This window comes from Kluyvera sp. (genome assembly GCF_047971185.1).
Classification (GTDB): Bacteria; Pseudomonadota; Gammaproteobacteria; order Enterobacterales; family Enterobacteriaceae; genus Kluyvera.
Genome location: NZ_JBKDZH010000093.1, coordinates 1 through 19,400, shown reverse-complemented (window position 1 = coordinate 19,400; position 19,400 = coordinate 1). Strand labels below are relative to the sequence as shown.

The following is a 19,400-nucleotide window of genomic DNA, read 5'->3' as shown; positions in this document are numbered from 1 at the left end:
CGATGCAGCAGAAGATCATGACCTTTATGCCGGTCATCTTCACGGTGTTCTTCCTGTGGTTCCCGTCTGGCCTGGTGGTTTACTATATCGTCAGCAACCTGGTCACCATTATTCAGCAGCAGCTGATCTACCGTGGTCTGGAAAAACGTGGCCTGCATAGCCGCGAGAAGAAAAAATCCTGATTCGGTGTTAAGCACAAGCTAAAATGGAAGGCGGTCGAATGACCGCCTTTTTTATTGCAACAAAGTTGAGACTAACCATGAGCCATAACGACACTATCGTCGCCCAGGCAACCCCACCGGGACGCGGTGGTGTGGGCATTCTGCGCATCTCCGGCCTGAAGGCGCGCGACGTCGCCCAGGCGGTGCTGGGCAAGCTGCCAAAGCCGCGCTATGCCGACTACCTGCCGTTTAAAGACGTTGACGGCAGCGCGCTGGATCAGGGCATTGCGCTGTGGGTCCCCGGCCCGAACTCCTTTACCGGTGAAGACGTACTGGAGCTACAGGGCCACGGCGGCCCGGTGATCCTCGACCTGCTGCTGAAACGCATTCTGACGCTGCCGGGCGTGCGCATCGCCAACCCCGGCGAATTCTCCGAGCGGGCATTCCTCAACGACAAGCTCGACCTGGCGCAGGCTGAGGCGATTGCCGACCTGATCGACGCCAGCTCCGAGCAGGCGGCGCGCTCGGCGTTAAACTCGCTGCAAGGCGCCTTCTCCACCCGCGTTAATCACCTGGTGGAAGCACTCACTCACCTGCGCATCTACGTAGAAGCGGCCATCGACTTCCCGGACGAGGAGATCGACTTCCTCTCCGACGGTAAGATTGAAGCACAGCTGAATGACGTGATAGCCGATCTCGACGCCGTCCGCGCCGAAGCGCGTCAGGGCAGCCTGCTGCGCGAAGGGATGAAAGTGGTGATTGCCGGTCGCCCGAACGCCGGGAAATCGAGCCTGCTGAACGCTCTGGCGGGCCGTGAAGCGGCGATTGTGACCGACATTGCCGGCACCACCCGCGACGTGCTGCGCGAGCATATCCACATCGATGGTATGCCGCTGCACATTATCGACACCGCCGGTCTGCGTGACGCGAACGATGAAGTGGAACGTATCGGTATCGAGCGCGCGTGGCAGGAAATTGAGCAGGCCGACCGCGTGCTGTTTATGGTTGATGGCACCACCACCCACGCCACCGACCCGGCGGAGATCTGGCCGGACTTTATCGCCCGTCTGCCGAAAAATCTGCCGATTACCGTAGTGCGTAACAAAGCGGATATTACCGGCGAGACGCTGGGTCTGAGCGAAGTGAATGACTACTCACTTGTGCGCCTCTCCGCCCGTACCGGCGAAGGCGTCGACGTGCTGCGCAATCATCTCAAACAGAGCATGGGCTTTGAAACCAATATGGAAGGCGGCTTTCTGGCCCGCCGTCGCCACCTGCAGGCGCTCTCCGACGCCGCTGAGCACCTTCAGCAGGGCAAGGCGCAGCTGTTAGGCGCGTGGGCCGGTGAGCTGCTGGCAGAGGAGCTGAGGCTGTCTCAGCAGTGCCTGAGCGAGATCACCGGGGAGTTTACCTCCGATGATTTGCTGGGCAGGATTTTCTCCAGCTTCTGTATTGGTAAGTAAACGATCAAACCCGAATGAGCGACAGTGAATTCGGGTTTTTACTTTCAGTCTTTCAACTGCTAAAACCAGATAACCCCTCATGAAAAGGTTACCGAAATGGCCGTTGAATACACCTTGATGCATACCGTTCCCTCCGCTGAAGATTTCTGCCGCTTGCGCAAAATTTCTGGCCTTTCTCCGCGTCCGCTGGACGCCGCAAGGGCAGGACTGCCACGCAGCTGCTATGGGGTGCATATCCTCTGGCAAGGCACCCCCGTCGGCATGGGTCGCATTGTTGGCGACGGCGCGCTGAACTTTGATATCGTCGATATCGCCGTGGACCCCGATCATCAGGGAAAAGGCCTGGGTCGGCAGATCATGGAAGCGCTCATCGCCTGGCTGGATGCTAACGCCTTTAAAGGTGCTTATGTGACTCTGGTGGCGGACGTTCCGGAGCTATACGCCAAATTTGGCTTTGAATCCGTCCGTCCGGAAAGTGAAGGAATGGCGCGGGTCTGGAAGTAGATTTCCTTTCAGGCAATTACTGTTGTCCAAATGGCAACTCGTCGCCTCGTGCTACACCCCGTATGCTTAGCGCCACACTTTCCGTGAGGCCGCTATGACACGCTTTCTCCTTTGCAGTTTTGCCTTAGTTTTACTTTACCCCGCCGGTATCGATATGTACCTGGTCGGGTTACCCCGCATCGCGGCCGATTTACAGGCCAGCGAGGCACAGCTGCATATCGCGTTTTCGGTCTATCTGGCCGGGATGGCGACCGCGATGCTGTTCGCTGGCAAGGTAGCCGACCAGTCGGGGCGCAAGCCGGTGGCTATCGTCGGCGCACTGATTTATATCGTGGCCTCCGCGCTGTGTTCGCTGGCGGAGAGCGGTACGCCGTTCCTGGTGGGCCGCTTTATTCAGGGAGTGGGCGCGGGCTGCTGTTACGTCGTGGCGTTCGCCATTCTGCGCGATACGCTTGATGACCGCCGCCGTGCCAAAGTGCTGTCGCTGCTGAACGGGATCACCTGCATCGTGCCGGTGCTGGCGCCGGTGATGGGGCACCTGATTATGCTCAGGTACCCGTGGCAAAGCCTGTTCTACACCATGGTAGGGATGGGCGTGGTGGTGTGTCTGCTGTCGGTATTTATCCTGCGCGAATCACGTCCGGCGACATCAACGTTATCCACCGCCACGATGGGAAGCGCCGAATCGCTGGTCAACCGCTTTTTCCTGAGCCGCCTGGCGATTACCACCCTCAGCGTGTCGGTGATCCTCACCTTCGTCAACACTTCGCCTGTGCTGCTGATGGAAGTGATGGGCTTCGACCGCGGTGAATACGCCACCACGATGGCGATGACCGCCGGCATCAGCATGGCGGTCTCCTTCTCTACGCCATTCGCCCTGAGTCTGTTTAAGCCGCGCACGCTGATGCTTACCTCACAGGCGCTGTTCCTGTCCGCCGGCATCGTTTTAATCCTCGCGACCACCCACGCGTTCACCCTTTTTGGGCTGACGTTGATCTGCGCCGGGTTCTCGGTGGGCTTTGGCGTGGCGATGAGCCAGGCGCTGGGACCGTTCTCGCTGCGCGCGGGCGTCGCCAGTTCGGCGCTGGGGATTGCGCAGGTGTGCGGCTCATCGCTGTGGATTTGGCTGGCGGCAATCCTTGGCCTCGATGCGCTGAATATGCTGATCGGGATTCTGATTGGCTGTAGCATAGTCAGCATCATGCTGATTATTTCAGTTGCACCTAACCGGCCCGCGCTTACACATGAAGAAACCGCTCACCAGCCTCGATCTTAATCTGCTGCTCTGCCTGCAGCTCCTGATGCAGGAGCGCAGCGTCACCAAAACTGCCAAACGGATGAACGTGACGCCGTCGGCGGTCAGTAAATCGCTGTCAAAGCTGCGGGCCTGGTTTGACGATCCGCTATTTGTAAACACCCCGCTGGGGCTGACGCCGACGCCGCTGATGTTCAGCATGGAGCAGAGCCTGGCGGAGTGGATGCAGATGGGCAACCAGCTGCTGGATAAGCCGCACCACGAAACGCCGCGCGGGTTGAAGTTTGATCTGGTGGCCGAGTCGCCGCTGATCATGATCATGTTCAACGCGCTCTCCAGACAGATCTATCAACGTTATCCACAGGCGACGATCAAAGTTCGCAGCTGGGACTACGATTCACTGGATGCGATCGTGCGGGGCGAGGTGGATATCGGCTTTACCGGCCGCGAGAGCCATCCGCGATCCCGCGAGCTGTTAAGCCTGCTGCCGCTATCGATCGACTACGAGGTGCTGTTTACCGATCTACCGTGGGTGTGGCTGCGCGAGGATCATCCGGCGCTACAGGAAGAGTGGAATCTGGAGACCTTTCTACGCTATCCACATATCAGCATCTGCTGGGAGCAGAGCGATACCTGGGCACTGGACGATGTGCTGAAAGAGATGGGCCGCGAGCGCAATATCGCCTTAAGCCTGCCGGGTTTTGAGCAGTCGTTATTTATGGCCGCCCAGCCGGATCACGCCATGTTGGCCACCGCGCCGCGCTACTGCCAGCATTATAATCAGCTCCACCAGCTGCCTTTGGTGGCCCGCCCTCTGCCGTTTGACGCCGCGCAACGGGACAAGCTACAGGTGCCGTTTACCCTACTCTGGCATAAACGAAATAGTCACAACCCGAAAATTATCTGGCTGCGTGAAACGCTGAAAGCCTTATATCTTGCTGTTTCCTGATTGATTATTCGTAAAAATAGTCCATTTCAGTTAGGGGAAAGTGTAAAAGTCGCGTAATACCCCTTTTCAATCGCATTTTTAGGCAGTAAAACCTGATCATCATTGCCGTAAATGATACTCTCGTCATCACCACAGTCCATTAATCACGGAGCGAAAAATGGCGACGCACTTTGCAAGAGGGATCCTTAAGGACGGGCATCTACTATCGGTACGGCTGTCGTCCACCAGCCACAACATTGCACGCCAGCTGCCGGCCCACCGCCGCACGCGCTACCTGGCCTCGCGCGCGCTGCTGGCCGAACTGCTGTTTATGCTTTATGGCATCAGTGAATTACCGGAAATTGTCACGCCAGAAGAGGGCAAACCGTACTTTAAAGATAGCCACCTGCCTGATTTTTCCATCGCCTATGCGGGCAACATTGTCGGCGTTGCGCTGACCACCGAAGGCCACTGCGGCCTCGATATGGAGCTACTGCGCACGCTGCGTAGCACCCCGCAGGCCACCATGATGGAAAACTACCGGTTTACCAGCAATGAAAATCTGTGGATCAACAACCAAAACGACCCGCATGAAGCGCGCGCGCAGCTGATTACGCTGCGCCAGAGCGTGCTCAAAATGTCCGGCGACGTGCACCGCGACTCCCCACAAATGCTCCAGCTGCTGCCCGGCTCTGGCCGTCTACGCTCGGCCAACGCCGCCCAGCTGGAAGCGATCTGCGACGCGGAAGACGTACTGGTGTGGTCGCTGTCAGCCTCACCGGCGATTGAGAAGCTGAAGGTATGGGAATTTGACGGTAAATACGGCTGGCGCAGCCTGCCCGACGCCCAGGCGCGGGCCAACGAACCGGCGGCGCGGTTGATGAGATTCACCAGCCTTCCGGCGGAAAAAGCGCTTATACTCAACTGATTCGGCTGGAAAACAGCCTCATGATGCTAAGGAGTAGTCATGTCTGAAACGTTGAAAGTAGTTACGTTACTGGGAAGCCTGCGCAAAGGTTCATTCAACGGCATGGTGGCACGCACCCTGCCCAAAATCGCCCCGGCGGGCATGAGCGTTTCTGCGCTGCCGTCCATTGGCGATATCCCGCTGTACGATGCCGATCTCCAGCAAGAAGAAGGCTTCCCGCAGAGCGTTGAAGCGCTGGCTGAGCAGATTCGCCAGGCCGACGGCGTGGTCATCGTCACCCCTGAATACAACTATTCCGTCCCGGGCGGGCTGAAGAACGCCATTGACTGGCTGTCGCGCCTGCCGGATCAACCGCTGGCCGGTAAGCCGGTACTGATTCAGACCAGCTCAATGGGCGCTATCGGCGGCGCGCGCTGCCAGTATCACCTGCGTCAGATTCTGGTGTTCCTGGATGCGATGGTGATGAACAAGCCGGAGTTTATGGGCGGCGTGATTCAGAACAAAGTCGACCCGCAGCTGGGTGAAGTGATTGAGCAGGGAACGTTGGATCATTTGACCGGTCAGTTAACCGCATTTGGCGAGTATATTCAGCGCGTTAAAGCGTAAGTGCGGGCTGATGCCCTCACCCTGGCCCTCTCCCACAGGGAGAGGGTACAAACACTAAAGCCCTTTTCATAGAAAAGGGCTTACTGTTTATTTTGCGTCAATAAACACAATCTTCAGCACGAACAGCAGCGCGACAACAATCACGCACGGGCTGAGGTCGCGGAAACGGCCGGTACCGATTTTCATCACGCAGTAAGAGATAAAGCCCAGCGCAATCCCTTCGGTAATAGAGAAGCTGAACGGCATCATCACGGCGGTAATAAACGCCGGAACGGCTTCGGTCAGGTCATCCCACTTCACGCGTGACAGGCTGGAGGTCATCAGCACCCCAACGTAGATTAGCGCGCCCGCAGCCGCATAGCCCGGCACCATCCCCGCCAGCGGCGACAGGAAAATCACCAGCAGGAACAGAATCCCGACCACGACCGCCGTCAGGCCGGTACGACCGCCCACGGAAACGCCGGAGGAGGATTCGATGTACGCGGTAACGGAAGAGGTCCCGATAAAGGAACCGGCAACCGAAGAGACGCTATCAACAAACAGCGCCTGCTTCATGCGCGGGAACTTGCCCTTCGCATCGGCCAGGCCGGCTTTATCGGTCACGCCGATCAGGGTGCCGGAGGAGTCGAACAGGTTAACCAGCATGAAGGAGAAGATCACGCCCGCCAGGCCCAGGTTAAACGACCCGGCCAGATCGACATGGCCAACAACGGTGGTAATGCTCGGCGGCGCGGAAACGATGCCGGTGTAGTGCACATCGCCCAGCATCCAGCCCAGCAGGGTGGTAACCACGATAGATACCAGCACCGCCGCGTGAATATTGCGGGAAGCCAGAATCGCGATGATAAAGAAGCCCAGCACGCCCAGCAGTACGCTGTGTGAGGTCAGGTTGCCGATCGCCACCAGCGTGTCCTGGTTCGCGACGATAACGCCGGCGTTTTTCAGCCCCATCATACCGATGAACAGGCCGATACCGCTGGTGATGCCCACGCGCAGGCTCACCGGAATATTGGCGATCATCCAGTAACGAACGCGGAAAATCGTCAGCAGCAGCAGGCCAATCGCGCCCCAGAAGATAGCGCCCATCCCCACTTGCCACGGCAGACCCATCGCCTGCACCACCACGAACGCGAAGAAGGCGTTCAGGCCCATCGCTGGCGCCAGCGCCACCGGCAGGTTGGCGAATACGCCCATCAGGATACTGCCCAGCGCCGCAATCAGGCAGGTGGTGACGAACACCGCGCTGGTGTCCATGCCAGCCACGCCAAGAATTTGCGGGTTTACGAAGACGATGTAGACCATCGTCAGGAAGGTGGTGAAGCCGGCGATCACTTCGGTACGGGCCGTTGTGCCGTGTTCGCGCAGCTTAAACACGCGCTCCAGTATCCCCTGGCCGGAAGCCGGGGTGGTGTGTTGTTGACTCATTATCAATTTCCGCAGACAAGGAAGGAAAATTCGTCGCTATCCTATACCAAAATGCGACAATAGGCGCGGTTGTGAGATGTTTTTTTTCATTGATTTTGCTTATACGGCAACGATTGCGTCTCTCAATTCAGCATTACGTAAACGTTAAACTTGTTAAAAAGGAAATGACATGTCCGGAGTTGAAGCGGTTTTTTTCGACTGTGACGGTACGCTGGTTGACAGCGAAGTAATCTGTTCACGGGCCTACGTCCACATGTTTAAAACATTTGGCATCACGCTCGATCTGGAAGAGATTTTTAAACGTTTCAAAGGCGTAAAACTCTACGAGATTATCGACATCATCAACGCCGAACACGGGGTTGAACTGGCCATTGCGGATTTAGAACCGGTTTATCGCGCCGAGGTCGCACGCCTTTTCGACTCGGAGCTGGAAGTGATTGCCGGCGCTAACGCGTTAGTCGATTCCGTAGCCATTCCGATGTGCATCGTTTCCAACGGCCCGGTCAGCAAGATGCAGCATTCTCTGGGCAAGCTGGGGATGCTGCACCATTTCGAAGATAAACTGTTTAGCGGTTACGACATCCAGCGCTGGAAGCCGGACCCGGCCCTGATGCATCACGCGGCGAAAGCCCTGAACGTGAACGTGGAGAACTGCATTCTGGTGGACGACTCCAGCGCAGGCGCACAATCGGGGATTGATGCCGGGATGGAGGTGTTTTACTTCTGCGCCGACCCGCACAACAAGCCGATAAACCACCCGAAGGTGACGACCTTTACCGACCTGGCGGAACTGCCGGCGCTGTGGAAGGCGCGCGGGTGGGATATTACGCAGTAATCGTGCTGCCCGATGGCCCTGCGCTATCGGGCATTCTTCTCGCCCTCTCAGGCGAGTGCCGATGCCGCGGCTTTATCCGCAATCACCGTTAATGACGGATGAAGTTGCAGCACAGAAGCAGGAACCGCTTCGGTTACCGGGCCTTCAAGCACCTGTTTAAGCGCCTGCGCTTTTCCCTCACCGTTGACGATCAGGATCAGATTTTTCGCCGCCATAATACTTTTAGGTCCCATGGTGACGTAGCTGTCAGGAGCCAACGAATAATCCCCACCCAGTTCACCATGCACAACGATATCCACCATCTTGCCCTCAATCGGCACCTCGGTTGTCAGATCGTGGAAATGCGTCGTGCCAGGAAGATTACCGCAAAAGTGACCATCGGCCCCCAGCCCCATCAGTACCAGATCCAGGCCGCCATCGCGGGCGATTTTATCGTCCTGATCCCGGAAGTTATCAAGCGTCAGCTGCTGGATATTCCTTTCATTAATGCCTGCCGGGGTAAAAAATAGCTTCCGCAGGTTGGTGATGGTCACGCCATCCCCCGATTTTCCACGAAACGGGATCTCATCGAAGTTATAAAAATAGCAGTGTGCATACCACGGTTTGCCCTGCACCGCCTCAGTGACATACTGGTACATCAGCTTTGGCGTATTACCTGCGGTGATAGCCAGGTTCATCCGTCGCGATTGCGACATGTAGCCCAGCAGATGCTGCGTGGCAACCCGGCTCATCTCGGCATAATCTTCCGTTACGATTAATTTCATTTTGTCCATTCCTTGAGGTTTAAACAGGGCCAGCGGTCTGGCCCTTGAGCTGCGATTACTGTTTAAAGATTTTCTGTACGAAGGCCGCATAGGCCGGACGCCAGACGTCCATTTCATGGTTAAGGCCCGGGTATTCATGATACTCAAAATTGATCTTTTGTTTCTCCAGCTCGGCCTTCAGCCCAGCGATATCCTTACCGGTGACCACGTCCGTATCGCCGACAGCCACCGTGAAGTTATGCAGCTGTTTATTGATCGCCTGCGGGTTTTTAAAGCGCGCGCTGACGCCGTCATTCGACACCGTGGTGGTGGTCACGCCGCTAAAGGTCGCCAGCCAACCAAAGCTCTCCAGGTGGTTCATCCCGGACACCAACGCCTGATATCCGCCCTGTGAAAGCCCGGCCAGCGCGCGGCCCTCGGCATCCTGGCGCACGTTATAACGCTGGCCGATCAGCGGAATAATGTCATTCATCAGCTCACTATCAGCCGCTTTCGCGTTGAGCGGATAAAATGACTTACGCCGATCCTGTGGGACAAAGTCTTCCGGTACGATCCCTGGCGCATCGGTTTCAGTATCGGGAACGACAACCAGCATCGGTTCAATCTTGCCCTCCGCCAGCAGGTTATCCATCATCTGCGCAATACGACCCTGGTCGATGGCTGAACGACCTGAATCGCCGAATCCATGATAGAAATAGAGCACGGGTAACGGTTTACCCTGGCCGTTGTAACCCGGCGGCGTCCAGACGAACAGCTGACGCTCGGATTTTAACGCGCTGGAGTGATAGGTTACGGTAATAAGATCGCCATGCGGGACGGACTTCACATCCAGAATGCTGCCCGGCACCAGAATCAGACTGGTGTTTATTTGTCTCTGCGGTTTTTGGTTACGACTACCGGTATCAATCGTACGGAAACCATCAACGTCAAAATAATACTCGTAGAGATTGGGTTTCATCTGGTCACTTTTCCACATCCAGATGCCCTGCTCGTCTTTGGTCATATCATGTGAGGCAATACGGTTTGCCGTCGCGCCCGTCACCACTGAAACGCGTTTTGCATCCGGCGCAAACAAGCGAAAGGTAATGCTGTTATCGGCGTTAACCTGAGTCACATACTGGCTGACGGGGATCGCTGTGCTCGGTGCGGCTGGAAACGGCGCGGCATTAACGGTAAACGCTGCGCCTGCCAGCGCCAACGCGAAGTAAATGGTATGTTTTTTCATTTTTATTCCTTGAAGAGTTTTTCCCTGCTTTACCACCAGATCTCAGCCTGTGCACCAACGGCAAATTGATCGTTTTTACCATCTTCAAAAACGGTATCGACATTATTCGCGGCTTTATCCAGGTCGGTATCTTCGGCCTTAATATAGGTGGCGTAAAAACGGATTTCCGGGCGGGAGGTCAACATACTGGTATTGACTTTAAAGGTATGGAAAAGCGTGGTTTTATAGCCAGATTCATAGTACTTCTTGCCCTTCATATCTTTGTTTTGCTGGGTGAAGTAGCCCAACTCGACGCCAGTCTGGTTATATTGATCCCAGATATAGGCCGGGCGAACCACCGCACGGATGGATTCAAAATCGGTGTGTGCACCGGTTTCATAGCTGTACACGTCGTTACCGAAGGAATAGACCAGCGCGTTAGCCACAATAAAATGATCGCCAACATACGCTTCGCCCTGCGAGGTTAAGCGTACGGCGGTACCGTTGGTGTGATCGCCATAGTATCTGCCGTTAAACGTGGTATACGGGCTAGATCCCGCATAACGCGAGAAGCTGCTGGCAATGGAGTTATTCGCCATCAGCGCCGAGAATTCGTTAAAGCCGCCTTTATCGAATTTCTGCGTCAGCGTGGTGCCAAACATCCAGGTATCTTTCCACTCGTAGAAATCGTTGTTGTCCTCATTATATTTTTCCGACGAGCTCTGGTTAGCCGCCACGTAGCGCCCGGAGAGCATCAGCGTGGCTTTATCCCACAGCGGCAGATCTTTGTAGCGAATATCCAGGGTATTGGTGTTGATCTGCTGTTTATTGACCAGCGCACGGTCGTAGTCGTCGACATCCTCGCGCACCAATGCGATATCAAATTTACCCGGCCCAACCTGCCAGTTTTCCAGGCCAACGCCCGCCGCCGCATCCGTACGCTGCGTTTTCCAGTCCAGCATCTGTATTTCAATCTTCGGCGCGCCGTGCTTGCCGACCCAGAAATCCGCTTCCGGCGCAAACGGCAGGAAGCCTTGGGTAGTGACGTACATATCGGAGAACTGCATATAGTTTTCACCACCGGCGTTATCGCCAAACCAGCCGGTGGAATACTGTTGACCAACGTTACCGTCCATCATCACAATGGCATCAACGCGTTTATTGCCTTCGTTATACACGCGCTGCTTCAATTGCAGATCGAACCAGCCGCTGTATTCGTTGCCCAAACGGCCCAGCGAGCCGATAGCCCAGGATTTCGGCGAGCCATGGGAGGCAGACCCCCAGCCGGAACGGTAGTAACCGTTGTAGCTAAAGCCAATTTCATCCTTCACGAAGCGGCTAAAGTCCTTCATCGTCATCGACGAGTACACGGCTTCGCTGCCGTCGGCGCCCGTCGTTTCGGTTTTCACCAGTACCGCATCGGGTTTGGCGATGGTTTTCGTTGCTGGCGTCGTCGCTACCGGGGCTGCTGCGAAGGTTAGGTTGCGCTGACGCTCCTCATCTTTATATTTTTTCAGTTCCTTTTGCGTATCCTTTAACGCTTGTTCAAGCAGCTCAAGACGCTGCTCAACGTTTAATGATTCAGCATACGACTGAAATGAAAAAGAGAGTGGCACCATCAATAATATGGCAGAGGCAATACGGTTCTTTTTAAACATAATATCCCTTTATATAATTAATTATTAAGGTCGACATAACAGCCCGGGTAATATGGGAAAGCAGAGGCCTGCTGAAGCGAATTATCGCTCCAGCTATGGCATATATTTTTTGCTACTGAATAACGGAGAGCAGTGGCTCCTGAATATTTACCGCTTCCAGATTTAATGGCAAGACATCGGTATAATCATCGCTATTGCTGATTAATATTGGCGTGGTTAAATCGAACCCAGCGGCAGCAATAGCATCAGCATCGAACGTCAGCAAACGCTCCCCCACCACCACATCATCACCAATTTGCACATGTGCGGTAAAATATTGCCCATTAAGTTTTACCGTATCGATGCCCACATGAATCAGCACCTCTACACCGTCGCTGGATTCAATACCAATGGCATGCAACGTAGCGAACAGAGAAGCAACCCGGCCAGTCACCGGAGAGCGTACTTCACCAAGCGTCGGGACGATCGCGACGCCTTTGCCCAACAGTCCGCTGGCGAAGGTCGCATCCGCTGCGGATGAGAGCGGAACCACCTTTCCCGCCAGCGGTGCCACAATAGTTTGCGGGCTTACGCGGTGAGTGGCGGGTGCAGGCGATACGGCCTCAGCATCTGGCCTGTTTTTTCGACTCAACGCCAGGTAAAAAATACCCGTTCCGCCAAATGCGCCGACGACCGCAATCACAGCACCAATGACGCTCGCCCAAACGGTAAAATCAATACCGGTTGGCGGAATGGTCTGCATGAAGGTGAAAATACTGGGAATGCCGAAGGAATAGACTTTTGTTTGCGTAAAACCAATAAGGCCAGCACCGATGGCGCCGCTTACGCAGGCAATGATAAACGGGTATTTTCGCGGTAAATTAACGCCATATACCGCCGGTTCCGTAATGCCAAATAACCCGGTTAACGCCGCAGACCCGGCGACCAGTTTTTTCTGCCCGTCACGCTCACACAGAAAGATAGCCAGCGCCGACCCAACCTGAGCCATAATTGCGGGCATCATCAAAGGCAGCATGGTGTCGTAGCCGAGTACGGTAAAATTATTGATACACAGCGGCACTAACCCCCAGTGCAGGCCAAACATCACGAAGATCTGCCACAGCCCGCCCATGACCACGCCAGCAAACCAGGGGGCGGCATGATAGAGATAGAGGTAGCCCGCCGCAATCAGTTCGCTCACCCACGCAGACAGCGGACCAACCACCAGGAAAGTCACCGGGATAATCACCACCATGCACAGCAATGGGGTGAAGAAGTTTTTAATCGCCGAGGGGAGCCAGGCGTTGAGCCTTTTCTCCATCAGGCTGCACAGCCAGGCGGAGAAAATTATCGGGATCACCGATGAGGTGTAGTTGATGAAGGTGATGGGCAGCCCCAAGAAATGCAGCACTGTCGCATCCGGCATCTGCGCACTCTCAAAGGCGCGCAGAATAAGCGGATGCACCAGCGCCCCGCCGATCACCATGGTCAGAAACGGGCTGCCGCCAAAGCGCTTGCCCGCGGTATAGCCGAGAATAATGGGGAAAAAATAGAACAGCGAATCGCTGGCGCTGAACAGAAGCAAATAGGTGCCGCTTTGCTCGGTTGTCCAGTGCAAGGCCAGCGCCACCGCCAGCAGCCCTTTCAGGATCCCCGTTGCCGCCAGCAGTCCGATAAGCGGCGTAAAAATCCCGGAGATGATGAAGACAAAACGGCTTAACAAACCGTCTTTAGCATCACCTTCTACTACGGACTGTGAGCCAGTATCTAAACCAATCAATGTATTAACAGCATTAAAAACGTCGGCGACATGGTTACCAATCACTACCTGAAACTGGCCGCCGCTTTCCACTACCATAATAATGCCCGGGGTGTTTTTCAGCACCTCAGCCTGTGCCTTACTGAGATGCTTTAGCTTAAAGCGCAGGCGCGTGGCGCAATGCATCAGGCTGATGATATTGTCCCTACCCCCAACTCCAGCCACAATTTTCTGGGCTAATTCCGTCATGTGTGATCCTCAACCGCGATGCGGCAATCAAAAAAAACCTGAAGAAAATTACCCCCTCTCAGAGATAATCTTCTTCAGGTTTTGCCCGCCGAGGCGGTAACAATGCTGAAGTTAAACCAATGATGTACGATTAATGATCCTTACGAACTCGCTCAATATTGATCGCCAGAAACATAATTTCTTCTGACGTCGTTTCCCGCTGGTGCTGCTGGCGGATAAAGGCAGCAATCCGTTCCGCACACTCCCAGGCATCAAAATAGTTCTGTTTGACTGCCTGCTGTAGCTCCCGATTTTCATCGCCGACTGAGGCGTGCTCAATAATACGGTAGGCAAAGAATTTTAAATGCGTAACCAGGCGCTGATAGCTCAGGCTGTCTTCCTGATAATTAATGGAAAACTGAAACTTAATCAGCTGCAGCATTTCCCGCATCAACTGGGTGATCTCTTTGACATCCTCCATATTGCCACGCATCTGTGCGCTCACCAGGTGCATTGCAATAAAGCCAGCTTCATCCTTGGGAAGTTGCACTCCGAGACGCTGTTCGATCACCACTAGCGCTTCTTCCCCCAACTCAAACTCTTTCGGATAAAGGCGTTGGATATCCCACAGCAACGCGTTAGGCAGTACGATCCCCTGACGGACGCGCTCTATCGCAAACTGACAGTGGTCGGTTAGCGATATGTAGATACTGTCCTGCAAATGCCCCAACCGCTCTCGAGAGCGCGAAATAATGACATCGCAGGTGGTCATAATATCGAGAGGAATACGGCTTAGCAGTTCACTAAAATGGCGAGTCAATTCATGAGTGCTTAATGCATACTCCTTTTCAATACCATAACGATTAATATAATCACCTACGCGCTTCTGAAAACCAATGCCGCGGCCCATGACGACTTTCTCACATTGATTTTCGTCAATGACGACTAATACATTATTATTTAAAACTCTGGCGATCTGCATAATCATCTGTATGACCTTTTTTAAAGACAAAAAAACCCGACATTGTCAGCGCTAGCTGACGCAATCAGGTTTTGCCTGCGAATGCAGTAACAATCCAGTCATTAAAACAGCGTGAATTTAGCTTTTTATAAATATTAATTGAAGTGGATTTTTGTATTTAACAGAATCAAATGCAATGGCAAATGCGATAAATTGTGATAAACATCGCTAATATTATATTCATATTACTTTAGGAATTTATAAATATAATACTGAGGAATATATCTTTGTCTTTCTATTACATAGTCCTCTCTCCTGACAGGAGAGAGGACTATAACGTTACTCTTTCGGATCTTTCCCCGCCAGCAGCTTATCCAGCTCATCGCCGCCCACGTGACGGAAATCCTGCCCCTTCACGAAGTAGAAGATGTATTCGCAGATATTCTGGCAGCGGTCGCCGATACGCTCGATAGAGCGCGCGCAGAACAGCGCGGTCAGCACGCTTGGAATGGTGCGCGAGTCTTCCATCATGTAGGTCATCAGCTGACGCACGATGCCTTCATATTCCTGGTCAACTTTCTTGTCTTCACGGTAAATACGCACCGCTTCGTCAAGATCCATGCGCGCGAAGGCGTCCAGCACGTCGTGCAGCATCTGCACGGTGTGGCGGCCCAGCGACTCCAGGCTGACCAGCAGCGGCTGGTGCTGCTGGGAGAATTTCTCCAGCGCAGTGCGGCAAATTTTATCCGCCACGTCGCCAATACGTTCCAGCTCGGCGATGGTTTTGATAATCGCCATCACCAGGCGCAGGTCGCTCGCGGTTGGCTGGCGCTTGGCGATGATGCGCACGCAAGCTTCGTCGATCGCCACTTCCATCATGTTGACGTTCTTATCGCCTTCAATGACGCGCTTCGCCAGCTCGCTATCCTGGTTGTGCATCGCGGTAATGGCATCAGAAAGCTGCTGCTCAACCATGCCGCCCATGGTCATCACCTGGGTACGGATGCTCTCCAGTTCGGCGTTGAACTGGCCGGAAATATGTTTATTAAGGTTCAGATTGTCCACAACGCGCTCCTGAATCAACCGTAACGACCGGTGATGTAATCTTCTGTTTGTTTCTTCGCGGGCTTGGTGAACAGATCGTCCGTGTTGCTGAACTCAATCAACTCGCCCAGGTACATAAACGCCGTGTGGTCGGAACAACGTGCAGCCTGCTGCATGGTGTGGGTCACGATCACCACGGTGTAATCCTCTTTCAGCTCGGTGATCAGCTCTTCAATACGCCCGGTGGAGATCGGGTCAAGCGCTGAGCACGGCTCATCAAGCAACAGCACTTCCGGGCGAATCGCGATGCCGCGGGCGATGCACAGACGCTGCTGCTGGCCACCGGAGAGAGAGTACCCGCTCTGGTGCAGTTTATCTTTGGTTTCGTTCCATAATGCGGCCTTGGTCAAGGCCCACTGCACGCGCTCGTCCATGTCGGTACGCGATAGCTTTTCAAACAGACGCACGCCAAAGGCGATGTTGTCGTAGATGGACATCGGGAACGGCGTCGGCTTCTGGAATACCATCCCAACCTTGGCGCGCAGCAGCGCGATATCCTGGGTATTGGTGAGAATATTGTCACCGTCCAGCAGGATTTCGCCTTCCGCACGCTGCTCCGGGTACAGTTCAAACATTTTGTTGAAGGTACGCAGCAGCGTCGATTTGCCGCAGCCCGACGGGCCGATAAACGCCGTCACCTGGTTTTTGGCGATATCCAGGTTGATGTTCTTCAGGGCATGGAATTTGCCGTAGTAGAAGTTCAGGTCACGAACTGAAATTTTACCCGGAGTCGTGTTAACCATACTCATCTCAATCTCTTCCTCATCCAGCGCCGCCGTCGTTGGCCGCGCCGTAAAAAATTAACCGTGTTTCTTCTTCGCGAAAATGACGCGCGCCAGAATGTTCAGCAGCAGTACGCACAGGGTAATAATCAGTACCCCGGCCCAGGCCAGTTGCTGCCACTCAGCAAACGGGCTCATCGCAAATTTAAAGATGGTGACCGGCAGGTTGGCGATAGGCTGCATCATGTCGGTGCTCCAGAACTGGTTCGAGAGCGCGGTAAACAGCAGCGGTGCAGTTTCACCGGCGATACGCGCAATAGCCAGCAGGATACCGGTCATAATCCCGGAGATAGAGGCTTTCAGCGTAATCGCGGAGATCATCTTCCACTTCGGCGTTCCCAGCGCGTAGGCCGCTTCACGCAGGCTGTCCGGAACCAGCTTCAGCATGTTCTCGGTGGTACGAATGACGATCGGTACCTGCAGCAGCGCCAGCGCAATCACGCCCGCCCAGCCGGAGAAGTGCTGCATCTGCGCGACAACGATGGTGTAGACGAACAGGCCCACTACAATCGACGGCGCGGACAGCAGAATGTCGTTAATAAAGCGGATCACTTCCGCCAGCCAGGACTTGCGTCCGTACTCCGCCAGGTAGATACCCGCCATAATGCCAAGCGGCGTACCCAGCACCGTGGCCCACAGAATCAGCAGGCCGCTGCCCGCCAGGGCGTTCGCCAGGCCACCGCCCGCCGTATTTGGCGGCGGCGTCATTTCGGTGAACAGCGCCAGCGACATGCCGTCGATACCGCGGGTAATGGTGGCCATCAGGATCCACACCAGCCAGAACAGGCCGAAGATCATGGTCGCCATCGAGAGCGTCAGCGCAATGCGGTTTTTCATGCGGCGACGCGCCTGCATCTTGCGGCGGGATTCCGCAAGCTGAGCGGTGTTTTGCATTTCCAGCGTTGCCATTAGCGTGCCCCCTCATTCTTCGCCAGGCGCATGATCATGAACTTCGACGCCGCCAGCACAACAAAGGTAATCGCAAACAGGATCAGGCCCAGTTCCATCAGCGCAGAGACGTGCAGGCCGGATTCCGCTTCGGCGAATTCGTTCGCCAGCGCGGAGGTGATGCTGTTGCCCGGCATATACAGCGAGGCGCTGTCGAGCTGGTAGGTGTTACCGATGATAAAGGTGACCGCCATCGTCTCGCCCAACGCGCGGCCCAGGCCGAGCATCACGCCGCCGATCACCCCGTTTTTGGTAAATGGCAGAACGATACGCCAGATCACTTCCCAGGTGGTGCAGCCGATGCCGTAGGCCGACTCTTTCATCATCACCGGCGTTTGTTCAAACACATCACGCATTACGGCGGAGATATACGGGATGATCATGATGGCGAGGATAACCCCTGCCGCCAGAATACCGATACCAAAGGCCGGGCCGGAGAACAGTGCACCGACAAACGGGATGTTAGACAGGATATTGCCGACCGGCTCCTGGAAGTAGGTCGCGAACAGCGGGGCGAAGATAAACAGGCCCCACATGCCGTAAACGATGCTGGGAATAGCCGCCAGCAGTTCAATCGCGATACCTAACGGGCGTTTCAGCCAGTTTGGCGCCAGTTCGGTCAGGAAGAGTGCGATACCGAAGCTCACCGGGACGGCGATCAGCAGCGCGATAAACGAGGTGACCAGGGTACCGTAGATGGGCACCAACGCACCGTAGATATCGTTAGGCGCGTCCCACTCTTTGGTCCACAGGAAGGCAAAGCCAAATTTCTCGATGCTCGGCCAGGAGGAGATGATCAGCGAGACGATAATCCCGCCCAACATCAATAGCACAATCAGCGCAGCCAGTTTTACCAGCGCGCTGAATATCATGTCACCCTTTTTACCCGGTGGGTTAAAAGCAGGCTTAGTTGCAGCCATAAATCACTCTTTCTGTTTAATTTCCGCTACGACGTTTATCGATGCCCGGCGTCGCCGCCGGGCGACGATAATCAGTACAGCGCTTTACCGCTGCTGTCTTTTACGTTGGTCTTCCATGCAGCACGAACCTGCTCAACCACGCTTTCCGGCAGAGAAGCATAATCAAGCTCGTTCGCCTGCTTGCCGCCGTTTTTGTATGCCCAGTCAAAGAACTTCAGCACTTCAGCACCCTGCTCAGGTTTCTTCTGCTCTTTGTGCACCAGGATAAAGGTGGTGGAGGTAATCGGCCACGCATCGTCACCTTTCTGGTTGGTCAGGTCCTGAGCGAAGGATTTGCTCCAGTCAACGCCTTTGGCGGCATTGGCGAAGTTATCTTCGGTCGGGCTAACCGGTTTGCCGTCGGCAGAGATCAGTTTGGTGTAAGCCAGGTTGTTCTGCTTGGCGTAAGCGTATTCCACGTAGCCAATTGAGCCCGGCAGACGCTGGACGAACGCGGCAATACCGTCGTTACCTTTACCGCCCAGACCGGTCGGCCAGTTTACGGTAGAGCCAGAACCAATTTTAGATTTCCACTCTTCGTTCACTTTCGCCAGGTAGCTAGTGAAGACGAAGGAAGTACCGGAACCATCAGCGCGGCGCACAACAGCGATATTCTGCGAAGGCAGCTTCAGACCTGGGTTCAGTTTGGTGATGGCTTCGTCATCCCACTTCTTAATTTTACCGAGGTAGATGTCGCCCAGCGTTTTACCATCAAGCACCAGCTCGCCGGATTTCAGTCCAGGGATATTCACCGCCAGCACCACACCGCCAATAACGGTCGGGAACTGGAACAGGCCTTCTTGTGCCAGTTTCTCGTCAGACAGCGGTGCATCAGAAGCGCCGAAATCAACGGTATTGGCGGTAATTTGTTTTACACCACCGGCGGAGCCGATACCGTGGGAGTTTAGGTTGCTCCGGGTCTCTTTGTGATAGGTATCTGCCGATTTGG

19 protein-coding genes are annotated in these 19,400 nt (G+C 54.9%); 8 read left to right on the top strand and 11 right to left on the bottom strand.

Features of this window, described 5'->3' with window-relative positions:
• From ACK5JN_RS19945 to ACK5JN_RS19915, 7 genes are all read left to right on the top strand, one after another.
• The coding region (locus tag ACK5JN_RS19945) for a YidC/Oxa1 family membrane protein insertase (protein WP_077256434.1) at positions 1-182 on the top strand (182 nt) is incomplete at its 5' end.
• Positions 183-259: 77 nt separating this feature from the next.
• Entirely contained in the window at positions 260-1,624 is a 1,365-nt protein-coding gene (gene mnmE / locus ACK5JN_RS19940) for a tRNA uridine-5-carboxymethylaminomethyl(34) synthesis GTPase MnmE (protein ID WP_416871746.1), read from the top strand.
• A gap of 96 nt (positions 1,625-1,720) precedes the next feature.
• Positions 1,721-2,128: a GNAT family N-acetyltransferase gene (locus ACK5JN_RS19935; RefSeq protein ID WP_416871745.1), complete on the top strand. Its 408-nt coding sequence runs from the start codon at positions 1,721-1,723 to the stop codon at positions 2,126-2,128.
• A gap of 94 nt (positions 2,129-2,222) precedes the next feature.
• Complete coding sequence (locus tag ACK5JN_RS19930; protein ID WP_416871744.1) at positions 2,223-3,404, top strand: MFS transporter; 1,182 nt, start codon at positions 2,223-2,225, stop codon at positions 3,402-3,404.
• Entirely contained in the window at positions 3,373-4,332 is a 960-nt protein-coding gene (gene yidZ, locus ACK5JN_RS19925; RefSeq protein WP_416871743.1) for an HTH-type transcriptional regulator YidZ, read from the top strand. The genes ACK5JN_RS19930 and yidZ overlap by 32 nt, the downstream gene beginning before the upstream one ends.
• Positions 4,333-4,489: 157 nt before the next feature.
• Complete coding sequence (locus ACK5JN_RS19920; RefSeq protein WP_416871742.1) at positions 4,490-5,239, top strand: 4'-phosphopantetheinyl transferase family protein; 750 nt, start codon at positions 4,490-4,492, stop codon at positions 5,237-5,239.
• A 39-nt stretch (positions 5,240-5,278) separates the two neighbouring features.
• The gene (locus ACK5JN_RS19915; protein ID WP_416871741.1) at positions 5,279-5,845 is read left to right on the top strand and encodes an NADPH-dependent FMN reductase; all 567 of its coding nucleotides are present in this window, start codon (positions 5,279-5,281) and stop codon (positions 5,843-5,845) included.
• An 87-nt stretch (positions 5,846-5,932) separates the two neighbouring features.
• On the opposite strand, the gene adeP is transcribed toward ACK5JN_RS19915, so the two are convergent.
• A complete protein-coding gene (adeP, locus tag ACK5JN_RS19910; protein WP_416871740.1) occupies positions 5,933-7,270 on the bottom strand; it encodes an adenine permease AdeP in 1,338 nt (445 codons plus the stop codon).
• Positions 7,271-7,439: 169 nt separating this feature from the next.
• Between adeP and yieH the strand changes: the two genes are divergently transcribed.
• Positions 7,440-8,105 carry a 6-phosphogluconate phosphatase gene (gene yieH, locus ACK5JN_RS19905; protein WP_416871739.1) on the top strand — a complete coding sequence of 222 codons (666 nt, stop codon included), beginning with the start codon at positions 7,440-7,442 and terminating at the stop codon, positions 8,103-8,105.
• Between the two features lie 47 nt (positions 8,106-8,152).
• Here the strand turns inward: yieH and ACK5JN_RS19900 are convergent, their stop codons facing one another.
• The 10 genes from ACK5JN_RS19900 to pstS form a co-directional block, all read right to left on the bottom strand.
• Positions 8,153-8,869 (bottom strand): glucosamine-6-phosphate deaminase, encoded by a 717-nt coding sequence (locus ACK5JN_RS19900; RefSeq protein ID WP_416871738.1) that lies wholly within the window; start codon positions 8,867-8,869, stop codon positions 8,153-8,155.
• Between the two features lie 55 nt (positions 8,870-8,924).
• On the bottom strand, positions 8,925-10,094 hold the full coding sequence (locus ACK5JN_RS19895) for an esterase (protein ID WP_416871737.1): 1,170 nt from the start codon (positions 10,092-10,094) through the stop codon (positions 8,925-8,927).
• Positions 10,095-10,123: 29 nt separating this feature from the next.
• Positions 10,124-11,731, bottom strand: a complete 1,608-nt coding sequence (locus tag ACK5JN_RS19890; RefSeq protein WP_416871736.1) for a carbohydrate porin — start codon at positions 11,729-11,731, stop codon at positions 10,124-10,126.
• A gap of 112 nt (positions 11,732-11,843) precedes the next feature.
• Positions 11,844-13,718, bottom strand: coding sequence for a PTS beta-glucoside transporter subunit IIABC (bglF, locus tag ACK5JN_RS19885; protein WP_416871735.1), 1,875 nt, complete (start codon positions 13,716-13,718; stop codon positions 11,844-11,846).
• Positions 13,719-13,848: 130 nt separating this feature from the next.
• The gene (gene bglG / locus ACK5JN_RS19880) at positions 13,849-14,685 is read right to left on the bottom strand and encodes a transcriptional antiterminator BglG (RefSeq protein WP_416871734.1); all 837 of its coding nucleotides are present in this window, start codon (positions 14,683-14,685) and stop codon (positions 13,849-13,851) included.
• 312 nt (positions 14,686-14,997) lie between these two features.
• Positions 14,998-15,723, bottom strand: a complete 726-nt coding sequence (gene phoU / locus ACK5JN_RS19875) for a phosphate signaling complex protein PhoU (protein ID WP_008500182.1) — start codon at positions 15,721-15,723, stop codon at positions 14,998-15,000.
• 14 nt (positions 15,724-15,737) lie between these two features.
• Positions 15,738-16,511 (bottom strand): phosphate ABC transporter ATP-binding protein PstB, encoded by a 774-nt coding sequence (pstB, locus tag ACK5JN_RS19870; protein WP_416871733.1) that lies wholly within the window; start codon positions 16,509-16,511, stop codon positions 15,738-15,740.
• Positions 16,512-16,562: 51 nt separating this feature from the next.
• Positions 16,563-17,453 (bottom strand): phosphate ABC transporter permease PstA, encoded by an 891-nt coding sequence (gene pstA, locus ACK5JN_RS19865; protein WP_416871732.1) that lies wholly within the window; start codon positions 17,451-17,453, stop codon positions 16,563-16,565.
• The gene (pstC, locus tag ACK5JN_RS19860) at positions 17,453-18,412 is read right to left on the bottom strand and encodes a phosphate ABC transporter permease PstC (protein ID WP_416871731.1); all 960 of its coding nucleotides are present in this window, start codon (positions 18,410-18,412) and stop codon (positions 17,453-17,455) included. The genes pstA and pstC overlap by 1 nt, the downstream gene beginning before the upstream one ends.
• Positions 18,413-18,483: 71 nt before the next feature.
• Positions 18,484-19,400: phosphate ABC transporter substrate-binding protein PstS (gene pstS / locus ACK5JN_RS19855; protein WP_416871730.1), on the bottom strand; the 917-nt coding region annotated here is incomplete at its 5' end.